General features: G+C 62.9%; 12 protein-coding genes. 9 read left to right on the top strand and 3 right to left on the bottom strand.

What is annotated here, in order from left to right:
- Positions 1–47: 47 nt before the first annotated feature.
- The gene (locus ACP7AX_RS03855; protein ID WP_108597729.1) at positions 48–263 is read right to left on the bottom strand and encodes a helix-turn-helix domain-containing protein; all 216 of its coding nucleotides are present in this window, start codon (positions 261–263) and stop codon (positions 48–50) included.
- 152 nt (positions 264–415) lie between these two features.
- On the opposite strand from ACP7AX_RS03855, the gene ACP7AX_RS03850 reads away from it, so the two are divergent.
- The 4 genes from ACP7AX_RS03850 to ACP7AX_RS03835 are packed head-to-tail and all read left to right on the top strand — an operon-like array spanning position 416 to position 8773.
- A complete protein-coding gene (locus tag ACP7AX_RS03850) occupies positions 416–1060 on the top strand; it encodes a hypothetical protein (RefSeq protein WP_426225451.1) in 645 nt (214 codons plus the stop codon).
- Complete coding sequence (locus tag ACP7AX_RS03845; RefSeq protein ID WP_426225450.1) at positions 1057–2364, top strand: AAA family ATPase; 1308 nt, start codon at positions 1057–1059, stop codon at positions 2362–2364. The genes ACP7AX_RS03850 and ACP7AX_RS03845 overlap by 4 nt, the downstream gene beginning before the upstream one ends.
- 57 nt (positions 2365–2421) lie before the next feature.
- The gene (locus ACP7AX_RS03840; RefSeq protein ID WP_426225449.1) at positions 2422–7275 is read left to right on the top strand and encodes an NAD-glutamate dehydrogenase; all 4854 of its coding nucleotides are present in this window, start codon (positions 2422–2424) and stop codon (positions 7273–7275) included.
- Positions 7276–7303: 28 nt separating this feature from the next.
- Positions 7304–8773 carry a histidine kinase N-terminal domain-containing protein gene (locus tag ACP7AX_RS03835; protein ID WP_131682681.1) on the top strand — a complete coding sequence of 490 codons (1470 nt, stop codon included), beginning with the start codon at positions 7304–7306 and terminating at the stop codon, positions 8771–8773.
- Between the two features lie 125 nt (positions 8774–8898).
- Here the strand turns inward: ACP7AX_RS03835 and ACP7AX_RS03830 are convergent, their stop codons facing one another.
- Positions 8899–9147 (bottom strand): WhiB family transcriptional regulator, encoded by a 249-nt coding sequence (locus tag ACP7AX_RS03830; protein WP_003804966.1) that lies wholly within the window; start codon positions 9145–9147, stop codon positions 8899–8901.
- Positions 9148–9376: 229 nt separating this feature from the next.
- Between ACP7AX_RS03830 and ACP7AX_RS03825 the strand changes: the two genes are divergently transcribed.
- Positions 9377–9883 (top strand): hypothetical protein, encoded by a 507-nt coding sequence (locus ACP7AX_RS03825; protein ID WP_426225448.1) that lies wholly within the window; start codon positions 9377–9379, stop codon positions 9881–9883.
- A 29-nt stretch (positions 9884–9912) separates the two neighbouring features.
- Here the strand turns inward: ACP7AX_RS03825 and ACP7AX_RS03820 are convergent, their stop codons facing one another.
- Entirely contained in the window at positions 9913–13965 is a 4053-nt protein-coding gene (locus tag ACP7AX_RS03820) for an FtsK/SpoIIIE domain-containing protein (RefSeq protein ID WP_426225447.1), read from the bottom strand.
- A 214-nt stretch (positions 13966–14179) separates the two neighbouring features.
- Between ACP7AX_RS03820 and ACP7AX_RS03815 the strand changes: the two genes are divergently transcribed.
- The 4 genes from ACP7AX_RS03815 to ACP7AX_RS03800 all read left to right on the top strand — a co-directional run bounded on the left by ACP7AX_RS03815 (position 14180) and on the right by ACP7AX_RS03800 (position 17678).
- Positions 14180–14770, top strand: coding sequence for an acyltransferase (locus tag ACP7AX_RS03815; protein WP_426225446.1), 591 nt, complete (start codon positions 14180–14182; stop codon positions 14768–14770).
- 129 nt (positions 14771–14899) lie between these two features.
- Positions 14900–16087, top strand: coding sequence for a UDP-galactopyranose mutase (glf, locus tag ACP7AX_RS03810; protein ID WP_426225445.1), 1188 nt, complete (start codon positions 14900–14902; stop codon positions 16085–16087).
- Positions 16084–16950 carry an ABC transporter permease gene (locus ACP7AX_RS03805; RefSeq protein WP_426225444.1) on the top strand — a complete coding sequence of 289 codons (867 nt, stop codon included), beginning with the start codon at positions 16084–16086 and terminating at the stop codon, positions 16948–16950. Before glf ends, ACP7AX_RS03805 begins: the two co-directional genes overlap by 4 nt.
- A complete protein-coding gene (locus ACP7AX_RS03800; protein WP_426225443.1) occupies positions 16950–17678 on the top strand; it encodes an ABC transporter ATP-binding protein in 729 nt (242 codons plus the stop codon). The genes ACP7AX_RS03805 and ACP7AX_RS03800 overlap by 1 nt, the downstream gene beginning before the upstream one ends.
- Positions 17679–17711: the final 33 nt, after the last annotated feature.

Raw genomic sequence — 17711 nt, 5'->3', positions numbered from 1 at the left:
CAGGCGGTGGGCACACGCGATGGACGATAAAGCTGGAAGGCCGCTGCTCAGGTCTGCTTGGCCTTGGCTTCCTGGATCATCCGGCTGGCCTCGGCGTAACGCTCCTCGATGTACTGTTCGAGCATTTTTTCCTCCACCCGCCACTGGCCCCTGCCACCAACCTGGATGGCTTTGAGTTCGCCGCTGCGGACCAGGGCGTAGGCCGCTGGCGAATTGATCTGCAGCTGTTCAGCCACATCGGCGAGGGTAAGGAATCTGGGCATGAACCCATTTTGCCACCGAAGAAGCCGTCTGGTGCTGTTATCCACAGTTTGATGTTGTTTGGACTTTTGACTTTTGTTCCGGGGCCCATGCCGCAACAATGAGGTGTCCGGGTGCAGCAAGCCGTCCGGCGCGAGTTAGGGGAGAGACACGCATGAGCCATGATGCTGCAACCGCGGGGAACAGGCTGAAGGCCCCGTCGTGGAAGGATCCCCGGCTGCTGGTCGGCGTGCTGTTGGTTCTGGCGTCCGTGGTGGGAGTGATCTCCTTGGTTGGCAGTGCTGACCAGACCACTGAGGTCTATGCAGCCAAGGACTCCATTGCCGTGGGCGAACGGCTGACAACCGAAAATGTCGTTCGCGCGAAAGTCCGGCTCGGGGAGACTGAAGAGCACTACGTCACGGTCGAGGCAGGATTGCCGGAAGGGCTCGTTGCGGTTCAGAGAATCGGGAAGAGCCAACTGGTACCCAAGGAAAGCCTTGCCGGTGTGGACGCGCTGGACCGTAAGCCTGTTGCCGTGACCATCGATGAGGCGCTCCCCCCACAAGCCGTTGCCGGAACCCGGGTGGACGTCTGGGTTGCTGCCCCTGATGCACGGAACGGCTTCAGCGAACCGCAGCTACTGCTTCGCGGTGCCGAAATTGCCCAGCTGACTGACGGCTCCACTGCCTTTGGCTCCTCCCGAAGCACAGTGGTGATGGTTCTCGTCGCTGACAGCCAGATGCCGGCGCTCCTGGGAGCCCAAGCGAATCAAGCCAAGATCTCCGTGGTCTGGAACCCGGGCGGCGGGACGTCATGAGCATACCCGTGGTGACTGTGGGCGAGGCCGAAGAGGACGTCGTCGGAGGGTTGGAAAGGCTCCACGGTCCTGTAACAGTGGTCAGGCGCTGCACTGAACTGACGGAACTGCTGGCAGCCTGTCAAAGCGGGTTGGCGCGGGCCGCAGTGGTGGCGGACGGCTGCGAGTCGCTGACAGCTTCCCTGGTTGACCGGCTCGGGGCCGTCGGCGTGGCCATCATCGCCTTGACGGATAATGCCGAGGAGGCTGCCCGGCTGCGCGGGATCGGCGTGGCGTCCACACTGACGGGAGTGGAGCCGGCCGCACTGGCGGGCCGCATTTCCGAGGCCGTCGCTCAGCTGACCGGCACACCACGTGGCGCCGGCCACGGGAGCGGGGTGGGCGATACCGGTGCGGCACTGCGCCAACTCCCCGGGGAACAGGTAGACGTACCACCAGCCTCCGGAGCAGGCAGGATCATCGCGGTGTGGGGTCCGGCAGGATCACCCGGCCGGACCTTCATCGCAGCCAACATTGCGGGGGAGCTGGCGGCCGAAGGAAAATCCGTGTTGCTGGTCGATGCGGACAGCTATGGTGCCAGCATTGCGGCGGTCCTCGGCCTGCTGGACGAGTCGGCTGGCCTTGCCCAGGCATGCAGGCTGGCCGATCAGGGCCTGCTGGATGAAGATGCCTTGCTGAAGGTTGCCATACCCGTCACCACCAAACTGGGCACGTTCCGCGTCCTGACCGGGATCACCCGCGCTGACAGATGGACCGAACTGCGGGCGGCGGCACTCTCACTGGTGCTGGAGCGGGCAAAGGCGATTGCCGACGTCGTCGTGGTGGACACCGGATTCTGCCTCGAAGCAGACGAGGAACTCAGCTTCGACACGATGGCGCCGCGCCGGAACGCCGCCACCTTGCGGAGCCTGGAGGTTGCGGACACTGTTTTCGCGGTGGGGGCGGCCGATCCTGTGGGCGTTCCACGGCTAGTCCGCGGCCTTGCGGATCTGGAATCGGCAGTACCGCACGTGTCGCCGGTTGTGGTGATGAACAAGGTGCGCGCGGCCGCGGTTGGGAGATCACCGGAACGGCAACTGCGTGACGCCTGGGAGCGGTATGGACCGTCGTCTGGCATCACGGCATTTCTGCCCGCGGACAGTTCTGCGGCCGACGCAGCGCTTCTTGGCGGTTCATTGCTGCTTGAATCGGCGCCTGAGTCGAAGCTGAGGCGCGCCATCGCCGATTTGGTTTGTGCACCCGTCCAGCGATCTCCGCGATCCTCTGTATTTTCTTCCACACCGAGGCGGCTTCTGAAGGGTTAGGCTCACCATAAGAGCTGCAAAGGTGCAGCAATAATCGTGTGATGGAGGCGTTTGTCGATGTCGTCTGGATCCAGCGTGGAGGATCAGTCCGTGGCCATTGAGGACCAAGAGGGTTTCCTTGCGGACTATTACCAGCATATGGCTGAAGAGGATGCCCGGAGCTATCCTCCGGAGGTTCTGGCCACCAGGGCTGAATCCCACCGCAAGGTTGCGGCCAGCCGGATGCCGGGCCAGGCAAAAGTTTCCATCGCCACCGAGGCAGACAGCAGCGTTGTCTACGTTGTCACGGACGACATGCCGTTCCTCGTTGACTCGGTCAATGCAGAGCTGGTCCGCCAGAAGGCCGCCATCCGCCTCGTGCTTCACCCCTTGTTTGTTGTGACCCGGAACCGCGAAACGGGGCAGCTGGTCAAGGTGGACCGGGTTCCTTCCCACATCGGGATTTCCAGCGGCGACACCGCCGCGATGCCCATCCTGTCCCACCTGATCGCCCAGGGCGAGAATGCCTCCCATATGGAGTCCTGGATCGCCGTGGAGATCAACCGCATTTCCGAAGATGCGCAGGCATCGCTGCTTGACGGCCTGGACCGGATCCTCGCTGACGTCCGCGCCGCCGTCGAGGACTGGCCCAAGATGCGGAACAAAGCCCTGCAGATTGCGGCCGGCCTGGACCAGGTGGCCAACCCTGCCCAGATCGCTGAGCTGAGGCAGGCGCAGGAACTTTTGCGCTGGCTCGACGACGGCAATTTCACCTTCCTCGGCTACCGCGAATACGACCTCGTTAACGTGGACTGCGAAGATGTGTTGGAACTGCGTGAAGACAGCGGCCTTGGCCTGCTGCGGGCAAAGCCTGACGCTCCGCACGTGCAGCATCTGACTGAAGTGGGCCGCCGGAAGGCCCGCGAGAAGCGTGCTCTGGTGATCACCAAGGCGAACTCCCGGTCCACTGTCCACCGCGCCGCTTACCTGGACTACATCGGCGTCAAGAGTTTCGACGCCGCAGGAAACGTCAATGGCGAGCTGCGTTTCATCGGTCTGTTCGCAACCAGCGCTTACACGGGGTCTGTCCGGGACATTCCCGTCGTCCGCGAAAAAGTGGCGGCTGTCCTGGGCAGCGCAGGCTTCCCGCCCGATTCCCATTCCGGCAAAGATCTGTTGGGGATCCTGGAGACCTACCCGCGTGATGAGATGTTCCAGATCGAAACCGAAGATCTGGCGGCCACGGCTACCGGTATCCAGAAGCTTCAGGAGCGGAGGCGCACGCGGCTGTTCCTCCGCCCGGACATCTACGGCCGGTTCATGTCGGCGCTGGTGTACCTTCCGCGTGACCGCTATACCACCAACGTCAGGCTCCGCATCGAGGAAGAACTGCGGTCCACTTTCAAGGCCGAGTCCATCGACTACGAAGCCAGGATGACAGAGTCCGCCCTCGCCCGCCTCTTCTTCCGGATCCGGCTGCCCAAGGGCGCCGACGCCAGCGACGTCAACACCGATGAGCTCGAGAAGCGGCTGGTCCGGGCCTCCCGTTCGTGGAGTGAGGGTATCGCCGAGGTACTGCGGGAACGCGGGGCCGATGACCACGCCAAGGAACTGGCCAGTCTTTGGTCCGAGGCATTTCCTGCCGGTTACCGCGTGGACTACGAAGTCGAAGACGCGCTGGAGGACATCAACCGCTTTGAGCAGTACGGGGCCCACGCCGAGCGCGCAGAAGGTGCCAAGCAGGAGAAACCCGGTGTTCATGTGTACCTGCCCAAGGGCGCAGGCGAGGACCTGGAGGAGGACGCCCGCGTCAAGCTGTACATGCTGGAGCCTAAGAGCCTCAGCCAGATCCTGCCCTATTTCCACAACATGGGGCTGGAAGTACTGGATGAGCGGCCCTTCGAAATCGAGACCGCCGACCGGCGCGATTTCTTCCTGTACGACCTCGGCCTGAAGTACCCCGCGGGCATCGATCCGTTGGCAACAGGCCAGCTGCTGGCTGACTCGTTCGGCGCCGCAATATCAGGCGCGGTGGAGTCGGACAGCTTTGACCGGCTGGTGCTGCGCGAGGGCATGCAATGGCGCCAGATCACCATCCTGAGGGCATACGCGCGGTACATGCGCCAGATGGGTAACACCAACTCCGTGGGCTTTATGGCTGACACGCTGCTCGCGAATCCCCAGGTCACCAAGGCGTTGACGGCCCTGTTCGCCGCGCGGTTCGATCCTGCCGTCGGCGGGGAGGAGCGGGTTGCCGCACAGGCCAAGGTCCGTGCAGAGCTCTCAGTTGCGATCGAGGAGGTTGAAACGCTCGACGCCGACCGTGTCCTGCGGACGTTCGCCAACCTGATCGAGGCCACGCTTCGCACCAACTACTACCAGGACAAGCCGCACCTGAGCTTCAAACTTGACCCTTCCAAAATTGAGGGGCTGCCGTTCCCGCGGCCGATGTTCGAAATCTGGGTCTATTCGCCGCGGGTCGAGGGTGTCCACCTGCGCTTCGGCAAGGTGGCCCGCGGCGGACTGCGCTGGTCCGACCGCCGCGAGGACTTCCGGACGGAAATCCTTGGCCTGGTGAAAGCCCAGACCGTCAAGAACGCAGTCATCGTGCCCACCGGGGCGAAGGGCGGTTTCTTTGCCAAGAAGCTGCCTGACCCCGCGGTGGACCGTTCTGCCTGGATGGCCGAGGGCATTGAGAGCTACAAAACCTTTATCCGGGGGCTGCTGGACCTCACTGACAACCTGGTCACTGACGCCGCGGCGGAAACTGTTGTTCCGCCGTCGGACGTTGTCAGGCACGACGACGACGATTCCTACCTTGTGGTGGCGGCCGACAAGGGCACGGCCACATTCTCGGACATCGCCAACGGGCTGGCTGCAGAATACGGCTTCTGGCTCGGCGACGCCTTCGCCTCGGGCGGCTCGGTGGGCTACGACCACAAGGCCATGGGCATCACCGCCCGCGGCGCCTGGGAGTCGGTCAAACGCCACTTCAGCGAACTCGACGTCGACACCCAGACCCAGCCCTTCACGGTGGTGGGTGTGGGGGACATGTCCGGTGACGTGTTCGGCAACGGCATGCTGCTCTCACAGCACATCCGGCTGCTCGCAGCCTTCGACCACCGGCATATCTTCCTTGACCCGGCGCCGGACGAGAAAGCCTCGTTCGGCGAACGGCAGCGGCTGTTCGAACTGCCACGGTCATCCTGGGACGACTACAACAAATCCCTGATCAGCGAGGGCGGCGGTGTCTACGCCCGCCAGGCCAAAGTCATTCCGGTCTCGCCACAGGTCCGGAACGCGCTGGGCCTGCCTGAAGGGACCGCCGAACTGAGCCCGCCTGAGCTCCTCCGCGCCATACTGCTTGCCCCCGCCGACCTGCTGTACAACGGCGGCATCGGGACGTACGTGAAGGCAAGCACCGAAACCAATGCCTCCGTCGGGGACAAGGCCAACGACGCCATCCGCGTGGACGGCAAGGACCTGCGCGTCAAGGTGGTGGGCGAGGGCGGAAACCTGGGCATGACACAGCGGGGCCGGATCGAAGCCGCACTCCAGGGCGTCATCCTGAACACCGATGCGATCGACAATTCCGCCGGTGTGGACTGCTCCGACCATGAAGTCAACATCAAGATCTTCGTGGACCGCATGGTGGCGGCCGGCAAACTGTCACCGGAGGAACGGCCCGGTTTCCTGGCGTCCATGACCGATGAGGTGGGACGGCTGGTCCTGGAGGACAACGTGGACCAGAACATCCTGCTCCTCAACGACCGGATGCGGGTGGCTGAATGGAGCCCAAGCTACGAGCGCCTGATGGACTGGCTGGAAAAATCGGCGGACCTGAAGCGTGATCTCGAAGCGCTGCCCAGCACCGAAACCCTTCGGGAACGGCTCAGCCAGGGCCAGGGACTGACCTCACCTGAGCTCGCCGTGCTGGCGGCCTATGCCAAGATTGAGCTCGCCACGGCGTTGCGTGAAAGCGATCTCGCGGACGATCCCTGGTTCCGGCAGACGTTGCGGGCGTACTTCCCTGAGCAGCTCAGGGAGCGCTTCGACGCGGAACTGGACACGCATCCGCTGCGGCGCGAAATCATCGCCACGGTGGTGGCCAACGACATGATCAACCTCGGCGGCATCACCTTTGCGTTCCGCACCATGGAGGAGACGTCCGCAACGGAAGTAGCAGTGGCCAAGACCTTCGTGGCCCTGCGGGAAATTTACGAACTGGACGCCATGGTGTCGGGGCTGAACAGCCTGCCGGCGTCGTTCCCCACCGAACACTGGAGCACTGTCCATTTGGACATCCGCCGCCTGCTGGACCGCGCGGTCCGCTGGCTGCTGGGCCAAGGCGGCACGTCGCGCCCCATCGCAGATACAGTGGCGGAGTTCAAGCCGCTGATGGACCCGATGCGGGCGCGGCTCCTGGACTACCTCCGGGGGGATGACCGCGAGCGGGTGGCCGGCTGGCTGGAGAAAGCGCGCGGCTGGGAACTACCCGAAGACCTAGCGCTCCGCTGGGCCGAACTCTTCGAGAGCTTCGTCCTGCTGGACATCGCCAAGATCGGTCACACCCGCAAGGAACCCGTGGAAGAGATCGCGGGCGTCTACTACACCGTGTTCAACCGCTTCCACATCGATTCTCTGCTTGAGCGGATCAGCAGCCTGCCACGGCAGGACCGGTGGCAGGCCCTGGCAAGGGCCGCCCTCCGTGACGACCTCTACTCCACCGCCTCTGACATGACGACGGCGGTCCTTGAGAACACCGCGTCCGGCACCCCTGCAGAGGAACGGCTGAAGGATTGGGAAGCCCAGAATGCCGAGCAGTTGGGCCGGGCGAAGACCATGTTTGACGAGGTGAACTCGCTTGAGTCCGACGACATGGCGTCACTGTCGGTAGCATTGAGGCTCTTGAGGTCAATCGTCCGACGCTAGGAAACCTGGCGTCGCAACTGGAGGTGCAGTGGCAATCTTTACGGACCCCATCAGGGAACACGCTGATTTTGGGCCGGGCGATGCTGAATGGCTGCACCTCCTGGTGGGCGACTGGCAGATGGTCGCTGACCTGGCCTTCGCTGACCTGGCTCTGTGGTTCCCCCATCCCGACCACGGGTACGTGGCGCTGGCGCATGTCAGGCCGTCCACCACCCACACCGTCTTCCACGGCGACTTTGTGGGGGAGCCGATCCGGTCGGACCTCTTGCCGCTGGTTGACAAGGCCTGGGGAAGCCGGGCCATCGAACGCTCCAGCGAGACCAACTGGAGCTCGGACATGGCCCTGCGTGTTGAGGCAGTGCCGATGGTTCGCAACGGCCGCACCTTGGCTGTGGTGACCACCCACATGGATCTGTCCAGCTCCCGCATGCCGTCCCGCCTTGAGCTGACCTACCGGCAGTGCGCCTACGATCTTCTGCGGATGGGAACACTGGGGCTATGGCCTGATTTCGCGTCCCCCACCGGCTCGCGCCGCGGCGCGCCGCGTGTTGGTGACGGGCTCATCCGGCTTGATGCCGAGGGAATCGTGCAGTACGCGAGCCCCAACGGCGTCTCTGCTTTCCGGCGCCTGGGTGATGGCGAGTCCCTCGAAGGCCGTTCCCTGGCTGAAGTGACGGCCAGCCTGTTGCGGGACCGGCGCATGGTGGATGAGACCCTGCCCCTCGTGGTGACCGGGCGGATGCCTTGGCGCAGTGAGATCGAGTCCCGCGGAGTGAGCCTTTCACTACGGGCCATCCCGCTGCGGGACGAGCAGCAACGGTTTGGTGCCCTGGTGCTCTGCCGCGATGTGTCCGAACTCCGGCGCCGGGAAATGGAGCTCGTCACCAAGGATGCCACCATCCGCGAAATACACCACCGGGTAAAGAACAATCTGCAGACAGTTGCCGCCCTGCTGCGGATGCAGTCCCGGAGAATGGTCAGCGACGAGGCCAAACAGGGCCTGGAGCAGGCGATGCGCCGTGTTGCCACCATCGCCCTGGTACACGAGACACTCTCGCAGGGGTTGGCCCAGAGCGTCGATTTTGATGAGCTCATCGGCCGCCAGTTCCGGCTGTCCGCAGAGGTGGCTTCCCCTTCGCAGCAGGTCAAGACCGAGCGTTCCGGGCTATTCGGCGAACTGCCCAGCGACTTCGCCACCCCGCTGGCCCTGGTCATCAACGAGTTGGTGACCAACGCCGTCGAGCATGGCCTTGAGGGACGCACGGGGACCGTGTGGCTGATAGCGGACCGTTCCGAGGAGGAAGACGGTGAGGAACTGCTTACCGTCACCGTTGCCGACGACGGCGTGGGGCTCCCGGATACCCCTCACGTTGAGGGGCTTGGACTCCAGATAGTCCGCACGCTTGTCACCAGCGAGCTGGGCGGATCCATTCAGTGGCGGCCCCGCGACGGCGGCGGTACGGCAGTCCAGATCCGGCTGAGCCTGGCGCCGCGGTAGGTCCGGGCGGCCCCAGGGTAGGGCCGAATCTGCGCGAACGGATACTTAACGGTGATGGCCGCGATCCCTGAGGGGATCGCGGCCAGCACCGTTTTAAGCTTGATTTTGTGCGCGGTTGCCTGCTGCTAGGAGGCGCGGCGGGCGCGGGCTGCACGGCGCTTGAGGGCGCGGCGTTCGTCTTCGCTCATGCCGCCCCAGACGCCGGCGTCCTGGCCGGACTCCAAGGCCCACTGGAGGCAAGTGTCAACAACCGGGCAGCGGCGGCAGACGCTCTTGGCTTCCTCGATCTGGAGAAGTGCCGGCCCTGTGTTTCCGACGGGGAAAAACAGTTCCGGGTCCTTGTCGAGACACGCCGCGCGGTTACGCCAATCCATGCTGATCAGTTGCTCCATTTCTGGGAAAAGCTCTTGTGAAATTATTCACTAGTAGCTACAAAGGAAAAGGGCCCTACGGGGCCCCCTTGTCATCTGAGTCAAGCCTGTCATGTTAACGCTGTGTAAACAAGGGGTAATAAGGCTTGGAATCCCCGGAATATTGAGCGATGCATCACATGTCTGCTGCAGACCCGCACCAATGTCCGACTATGTCCGGTAGGGTGCCAGTGTGTCAAGACCCCCCGTGAACCCCGCAGGTCCAGCGCCCGAACCTGATCCCGCCGAGTCCGGTTTTCCGGCCGGCACCGGAGCGGACAAATTCGCGCCGGGGCCCGACGCCGAGCGGCCCCGCGGCATTGTGGTGATCGCGCTGATTGTTGCCGCTGAAGCCACTGCACTGCTGGTGGCGGCGGCCTGGTACGGCTATGAACTCCTGACGGGCGCACCGGTGTTGTCTCTCGGGGGTGCCATCTTCACGTTAGGCCTGCTGCTGGCTTTTTCTGCGTGGCTTTATTCGGTGGCACTCTTCCTCTTCCGGGGGCGCCGGTGGACGCGGGCTGCGGCTCTGGTAGCCCAACTGTTTGTCCTGACCATCGCTTTCCCCACCCTTACGGGCGGCGTAGTGCTGGCAGGGCTTGCGATGCTGGTGCCCGCGGTCGCCGCGTTGGTCCTGCTGTTCGACAAACGCGTCATCAGCTACGCCTCGCGGACCGGCGACATGCCTCCGGCGCTATAGCCTTTGCGGCTCTGTACCGCCCATGCCTGTCAGGCAGCCCGTTCGGCCGGCGGCTCACCAGGGTGTTCATCCGGGGGTTGCCAGCCGAGCTGCACGGCCGTGGCGCGGCCGTTTTGAATCACAATGCTCCGGCCCGGCGGTGGGTTGGGCTCCGCCTCGAACCGGACTCCGAACAGATCCCCGTCCAGCAAGGTCCTCGGGGCGACAAGCACTCCCAAGCCTGAGTTGCGGGCAGGGATTGCCAGCAGAACCCGCTGCGGGAGGACCGGGCTGAACCCGGCAGTGAACACGACGGTGATGCCGAGGGCAGGGAGTTCCGCCAGGCTGCGGTTAACTTCCTGCGGCAAGAGGTCCGCATCGTCAACCAGCGCCACAGACCGCCGATCAATTTCGCCAGCCACTGCCTGACGCAGGACTTTGGGCCAGTAAACCGCGGGTTCGGCGTCCGGCCGAAGCCAGGGTCCTGAATCCTGATTGAGCTTGGGAAGCAACCGCATAAAGGACGACTTCCCGGACTGGGGGCCACCCAGTACCGCCAGAACGCCGCCCGACTGCACTCGGAGGCTTACGGGGTCCAGTTCGTCCCCGCCAACGCCGATGCGGAGGAGACGGTGTGATTGGGCGGATCCCGGGTTGCTCAACATTTCCGGTATCTCAGCTGCCGGGATCCGTTCCGGCAAGGGTTCAATGCGGAATGGCACGGTCAGCAGGGGAGGTTCCCCGGGCTGGCGGGACAGCCTGATCTGAGCTTCGGTGCTGCTTGGCGCGTAGAACTGACAGACCGCATTTTTCCCGGACGCCAGCGCGCCAACCGCAACTGCCCGCCCGCTTATCGGAGGCATTGGAGGCAGCTTCGGCCAGGCGATCCGGCTGTCCTCGCTCGAACCTGTCGGGAAATATACCCGGCTGGGAAGTGCGGCAAAAAATCTGGACGTGACGAGTTCGCGCTGCCCGGAGATGAGCACCGTGATGCCGGCCCGGCCGCCATCCCGGACCAGGTCACTGACCAGTTCCTCCGCCCAGCCCCACGGGCCGGCACGAAAGGCCGACACCCAGGAGCCCCAGCCGGCAATAGCCAACACAATGGGAGTGTCCTGGGCGGCCTTGCGTCCCAGCCGCAGGGACTGCTCGCGGGCCAGGCGCTCCAGGACGCGAACGGCGCGGCGAATCTCATGGAGCCCGGCCCTTGCACCCACGCGGCCATGGGAAGCCAAGTCCTCGAACGAGCCGTCGGGGTCAAGCAGATACAGATGGTATTCCCGCGGATGCAATGCCACGCTGAGGACGGCCAGCTTGACAGCCTCCTGCATTCCAGACTCGGGTGCGCCGACGAGACCCAGGTGCCCGTGACGGGCAGGTTCCCAGACCAAGGGCGCCGTTTTTTGTTCGGAGGGCACATCCATCAGGCCGAGTCTGACGGACCAGGTTTGGCTGTTGCAGGCGTCGGCATCTCGTTCGGGTTCCGGCAGAACCAGGGGCAGTGATGGCGCTACGGGCTTCCGGACGGCTGCGCCGTTCATGGAGGTCCATAGCGCAGACATCGAGGCCAGCAGGGGAGCGATGGCCTTGGCTGGGGTCGGCTCAGTGCTTATGGCTCCAGAAAAACTACCAGCTTGCGATTCTCCGGATACCGGGGCGGCCTCGATGAATTCCGAAGCCAACATAACCGACACTCCGGATGGCCCGGACGTTGATGCTCCCGCTCCTGCCGTGAGGGAAGCGGCCTGGAACTCCAAGGGAGCCTCCGTGGCCCGTCCAAGAAAAGCCCGTCCAGGAGTGTCCACACTGATACCAGCCGCCACGTGGGAATTGATGATGTCCGTGGACTCCATTTCCGACTGGACGCGCAAGGCAATGCTCGTTGTCACGTTGGCGCGGATGTCTGCCGTCAATGCACCTTGGGGCCGTTGCGTTGCCATGATCAGGTGGATCCCCAGGGAGCGCCCTATTGAGGCGATCCGCATGAGCTCGCTGAGCGCCTCCGGGGCCTCCTCCACGAGCATGCGGAATTCGTCGATGACGATCACCAAGTGGGAGAGCGGTGGGGCGTTAACCGCCGAATCGCGGTAGGTAGCCAAATCCGGGGCCTGTACCTCGGCGAGTGCCTTCTCCCGGAACCTGATTTCGGCCCGCAGGGACTGCAGTGCCCGTTCCAGTTCGTGGCTCGTCAGGTCAGTAAGTATTCCCACGCAGTGCGGAAGCCCGGCGAGTGGGCCGAGCCCCGAGCCACCTTTGAAATCGACAAAGAGAAAGTTGATACGGTCCGGCGGATAACTGAGGGCCAAGGCAACAGTCAGGGTCCGCAGGAGTTCGGACTTGCCTGAACCAGTGGTGCCCGCGACCAGGAGGTGAGGCCCGTCGGACTGGAGATCCAGCAAGCGGACACGGTCGAGCGACACGCCGACGGGGACTGACAGTCCCGGGCGGTTGCGGTTTGTTGACCACCGGGTGGCGGTTTCCGCCGCGGAATGCGGAAGCAGATCTTCCAGCCGGCAGGACACGGGCATGGCGCGGTTGGAGTTCCCGGTCCCGTGGGCGTCTTGTGCAAGCCGCCGGCAAAACGTGTTGAAGACGCCTTGGGGAACCAGGTCCGGCGCGAAGCGGACGGCTTGGTCACCCGCGCGGAACAGGGAAGAGCCTTCACGGAGCTCCACGTCGGCGGGCGACGCGGCTGCCGTGCCGCTTGCGAACCGAAAGACCTGCCACGCCTCTGCGTGGGCCTTCTGGATGATCCCGTCAGCGGAGACGGCCGTGTCCAGGAGAATCAGCACGCCGTGCCCGGATCTGACGCCTCGCTCCAGCACGGTTCCGCTCGTGGCGGCGGTGCTGGAAAGCGTGAAGCCGTCCAGATAGCGCGCGGCGAGGGGGAGCCGGTCCACATTGCCGTGGATCAGCACGCGCGTGCCCCGGCCCGACGGGTAACCGGCCAGTTGCATGACAAGAGACCGGACCATTCCGTCGGCTGATGCCTGCGGGCCCCGGATGGTGGTGAGCGGCCTGCCGGGGTTGAGTGTCAGGGGGAGGACGCCGGCAGATGGAATCGGCTGGCCAGGATCCGGTGGATCGAACCGGAGGTTGGCCGGTTGCTCCGCCTGGCCAAGACGGAGCCAGACACCGTCGGCCGGTGGCGGTGCGGACTGGCTCTCTACCGGGCCGGGGGCAGCCGCGCCGCCCCCAACCCCGACACTCCCATGCAGGACCCCAACGGTGAGGTCCGACAGCGACGGCGCGGCCCGCCGTCGTCGTTCCTGGTCATGGGCCACGGCGGCCCTGACTGCAGCAGCCAGCTCGCGGCGTTGCCTGCGACCGGAAACCAGGGGCACCAGAACGGAGATGACAGAGACGGCTGTGAACGCGAGGAACATCCACATGCCGGTGACCACGGCCAAGCCCACACCAATGACCAGTGGCAGAACAGCTGCGAGCCAGAGGGCCGCCCGGTTCGCAGGGCCGTCACGCCGGCTGACAACCAACGGCTCGTCGACAGCCAACCCGGCCGCGTGCAACCGGCTGTTCGGCTGTTCGAGGAAGACCAGGGACATGGTCGAGTTGCCGCAGCGGATGGTGGAGCCGGTCGAAACGATGGCGTGTCTCACGCGCTCGCCGTCCACCTCTATGCCGTTCGCACTGTCCAGATCCTCAAGCGAGATGGCGGTCTCGGTCACCACGAGCCGCGCGTGCGACCGCGACAGGTCGGCGTCTGGAATAAGGATCTCGCCGTCGCTGCGGCCAATGGTGTAGGTTCCCCGGCGGAGGGGCACAACGATGCCCGCCCCGGCACCGCTGTTGACTGCCAAAGCCAGCGACGCGGGAGGCTCGGAGCTGCGCTGCCTGGACGTGAAGCCCCCGTCCGCCATGCCGCGGTCGACGAGGACAGCTCCGTTGACCAACGGGGGCTGCCCGAGGGTGAGCGAACTGATTGACTGGCCGTCGACCGTTACTTTCCCGGTTCCAAAACGGGCCGCCAGTTGTTCCTGCAGTTCCATTCCGGAGCGACCACTTGGGCCCTCGATGGTCAGTTCCGCGGGGCTTTCCTGCAGAGCTGCGCCGGGGCTCCGGACGAGCGTGCAGTGCAGCAACATGGTCTTCCGTTCCTCACGATCAGCTTTTCTCCAAGCTAGCTATTCGGCTGGCGGGTGTCGTCTGATACGTGGGCTTATGTGGATTGCGTGGCCTATGTGGATAAGGACGGATTCTTTGCGCAGTCAAAACAATGTCCACGGGCGGGGGCCTCAGTTAGGATCGGTGACACCACCCGCCCTTGCCCCTCATCCCAACAGAAGAAGGTACGGCCAGATGACTTCCATTTCAGAAAGTGCCGACGTCTCAGCCAGTGCCATGATCGGGGAGGGATCGAAGATCTGGCATCTCGCACAGGTGCGGGAGGGGGCCCGGCTCGGCGCGAACTGCGTCATCGGGCGCGGCGCCTACGTCGGCCCGGGCGTGACACTGGGCGACAACTGCAAGGTGCAGAATTACGCCCTGGTGTACGAGCCTGCTGTCCTGGCGAATGGTGTCTTCATTGGGCCCGCTGTGGTGCTGACCAATGATGTTTTCCCCCGTGCCATCAACTCTGACGGAAGCCTGAAGACTGAGGACGACTGGGACAAAGTGGGGGTCACGATCCACGAAGGCGCTGCGATCGGCGCGCGCGCCGTGTGTATTGCCCCGGTCACCATTGGTTCCTGGGCAACGGTGGCTGCAGGGGCAGTTGTGACGCGCGATGTGCAGGACTTTGCACTTGTGGCGGGCGTTCCAGCCAAACGCATTGGGTGGGTTGGCAAGGCCGGACTTCCCCTGCAGCAGGACGATGGGGCATGGGTGTGTCCGAGCACGGGCACCCGCTACGCGGAGTACGACGGCGGGCTGCGGGCGTTGGGGGATTAGGCGCGGTTCGGTACCTGGGGGAGTGGGAGCTGGCTCACCCGATTGGACGGTCACGACAGGGTCTCGGGTAGGCTAGAGCAGCAGACAATGCGCAACATTGCGCTGCCCGCATTCGAACCAGGAGATTTTGTGACCGCTGACCTCGTCATCGTAGGGTCGGGCTTTTTCGGCCTGACAATCGCAGAACAGGCCGCCACTGAGCTCGGCTTGAAGGTAGTCGTTCTCGACCGCCGCCACCACATCGGTGGGAACGCGTACAGCGAAAAGGACGGACAGACGGGGATCGAGGTCCACCGTTACGGCGCTCACCTGTTCCATACTTCGAATGAGCGCGTGTGGGAATACGTGAACCGGTTCACCACCTTCACCAACTACGTCCATAAGGTCTACGGCGTGCACAAGGGTGAGGTTTACTCCCTGCCTATCAACCTGGCCACGATCAATCAGTTCTTCCGCTCGAATCTGACTCCCGGACAGGCTCAGGCCCTGATCCAGGAACAGGCTGGCGAACTTGCTGGAACGGATCCGCAGAACCTGAACGACAAGGGCATCCAGCTCATCGGCCGGCCTCTCTACGAGGCGTTCATCAAGCACTACACCGGCAAGCAGTGGCAGACGGACCCCAAGGACCTGCCGGCCGGCATCATCTCCCGGCTTCCGGTGCGCTACAACTACGACAACCGCTACTTTAACGATAAGTACGAGGGCCTGCCGACCAACGGCTACACCGCCTGGATCGAAAAGATGGCTGAGCACCCGAATATCGAGGTCCGGCTGAACACCGACTTCTTCGACGAATCGCATGAGTACAGCAAAAACAAGGTCGTCGGCAACATCCCGGTCATCTACACGGGCCCCGTGGACCGTTACTTTGACTTCGCTGAGGGTGATCTGTCCTGGCGCACCATCGACTTCGAGGAAGAAGTGCTCGACGTCGGCGACTTCCAGGGAACCTCGGTGGTCAACTACAACGACGCCGATGTTGCCTACACTCGCATCATCGAACCGCGCCACTTCCACCCGGAACGCGAGTACCAGACGGAAAAGACCGTTATCATGCGTGAGTTCTCGCGAGCAGCGGAGAAGGGCGACGAGCCCTACTACCCGATCAACACGGCCGCGGACAGGGAGCGCCTGCTCAAGTACCGCGACCTGGCTGCAGCCGAGAAGGATGTCCTGTTTGGTGGTCGTCTAGGCACCTATAAGTACCTTGACATGCACATGGCCATTGGGTCCGCGCTGAATATGTTCGACAACCAGATTCGGCCGCATTTTGAAGGCGGAGCGAAGATTGAAAGCGGAGGCGTGGACGCGTGAGTGGTGAGTTGCTTGCCGCCCCCGACAGCGGCGGCGGGCTCATTGACGTCGTTCGCCGCCGTGGTCTACTCCGGCTGATCGTCCGAAAAGAACTTAAGGTTAGGTACCGAAGTTCGGTTCTGGGCCTCCTTTGGTCCTATGTCCGCCCCGGTGTGCAGTTCGTAGTTTTCTATTTTGCACTTGGTGTGTTCCTGGGACTGAACAAACAGCCGAACTTCGTCATCTACATGTTCTCAGGAATTATTCTGGTGAACTTCTTCTCTGAAGCATTCGGTCAGGCCACCCGTTCCGTAGTGGCCAACGGAGCCTTGGTGAAAAAAATCTACCTTCCCCGCGAACTTTTTCCGGTTGCGTCCGTATGGGTGGCAATTGTGCATTTTCTCCCCCAATTCTTGATATTGGTGGTTGCGTGTATGTTCTTCGGCTGGACCCCGAGCGTGATTCAGCTGATCGGGGCCGTAGGAGCCTTTGTCATGGTGACGATTTTGTCGCTTGGGCTAGGCCTGCTCTTTGCTGCGGCTAACGTAATGTTCCGGGATTCGGAGAACATTGTTGACCTCATGCTCATGATGGCCACATGGCTTTCCCCAGTACTCTATGCTTGGTATTTGGTGCGCGATACGCTAGGCGAAACATTCTACTTCTTTTACCAGCTGAATCCCATGACCATCGCGGTAGAGATCTTCCATGCAGCCTTCTGGTCACCGACTGCCGCTGTAAGAATGGCCCCGGAAGGAGCCCGTCTACCCGACAACCTCCTGTCCCTCTGGTTGCCCGTGGGCTTGTTGATTTCATTGTTGATTCTGGCCCTGGGGCAGTCAGTATTCCGACGCCTTGAAGGCAGATTTGCGCAGGAATTGTGATGGCTCAAGCTATTGTCGTTGAAAACGTTTCCAAGCGGTTTAACCTCAGGCACACACGTTCCCTAAAGGAAACCGTCGTGTGGCTTATCAAAGGTCGAAGGGGTGACCTGTCGTCCACCTTTATGGCGCTCGACGGAGTGGACGTCACAGTGGAATCGGGGGAGTCAGTTGCCTTGCTCGGATTCAACGGCTCAGGCAAATCTACGTTGCTGAAATTGATCTCCGGCGTGATGAGCTCAGACTCGGGCAGCATTCGGACTCGGGGAAAAGTTGCTGGTCTTATTGAGGTTGGTGCTGGTTTCCACCCGGATCTTACTGGCAGGGAGAATGTCTACCTCAACGGCGTGATCTTGGGAATGACGGAGCAGGAAACGGCCGACAGGTTTGATGAGATTGTCGAGTTCTCTGAAATAGGGAAGTTTATAGACACTGAGGTGAAATTCTATTCCTCGGGTATGTTTCTTCGTTTGGCCTTCTCCGTTGCTGTTCACACCAAGCCTGACGTTTTTCTCATTGATGAAATCCTCTCGGTGGGCGATGAGCCTTTTCAAAAGAAGTGCCTCGAGCGGATTCAGGAACTTCGCGAGTCCGGGACGACCTTGGTTGTGGTGAGCCACGACCTCGATATGGTGAGCAAAGTCTGCGACCGAGGTGTCGTTCTTCGCCAAGGAATTAAAGTCGCCGACGGTCCGATTACAGAGGCCGTCCGCCTATTGCGAGAAGGCTAAGGGAAAAAGCATATGCAAGCGAGTTGCGACGAG

Origin of the sequence: Pseudarthrobacter sp. DSP2-3-2b1 (assembly GCF_049895945.1) — a bacterium.
Lineage (GTDB): Bacteria > Actinomycetota > Actinomycetes > Actinomycetales > Micrococcaceae > Arthrobacter.
The sequence above is the reverse complement of the archived record's forward strand: the minus strand, read 5'-3'. Positions and strand labels throughout refer to the sequence as shown.

Excerpts from the sequence above, each read along its gene's own strand:
- ACP7AX_RS03800 (WP_426225443.1), top strand. The coding sequence starts at position 16,950 with ATGGCTCAAGCTATTGTCGTTGAAAACGTTTCCAAGCGGTTTAACCTC.
- ACP7AX_RS03830 (WP_003804966.1), bottom strand. The coding sequence starts at position 9,147 with ATGGATTGGCGTAACCGCGCGGCGTGTCTCGACAAGGACCCGGAACTG.
- ACP7AX_RS03845 (WP_426225450.1), top strand. The coding sequence starts at position 1,057 with ATGAGCATACCCGTGGTGACTGTGGGCGAGGCCGAAGAGGACGTCGTC.
- ACP7AX_RS03850 (WP_426225451.1), top strand. The coding sequence starts at position 416 with ATGAGCCATGATGCTGCAACCGCGGGGAACAGGCTGAAGGCCCCGTCG.
- ACP7AX_RS03820 (WP_426225447.1), bottom strand. The coding sequence starts at position 13,965 with ATGTTGCTGCACTGCACGCTCGTCCGGAGCCCCGGCGCAGCTCTGCAG.
- ACP7AX_RS03855 (WP_108597729.1), bottom strand. The coding sequence starts at position 263 with ATGCCCAGATTCCTTACCCTCGCCGATGTGGCTGAACAGCTGCAGATC.
- ACP7AX_RS03840 (WP_426225449.1), top strand. The coding sequence starts at position 2,422 with ATGTCGTCTGGATCCAGCGTGGAGGATCAGTCCGTGGCCATTGAGGAC.
- ACP7AX_RS03815 (WP_426225446.1), top strand. The coding sequence starts at position 14,180 with ATGACTTCCATTTCAGAAAGTGCCGACGTCTCAGCCAGTGCCATGATC.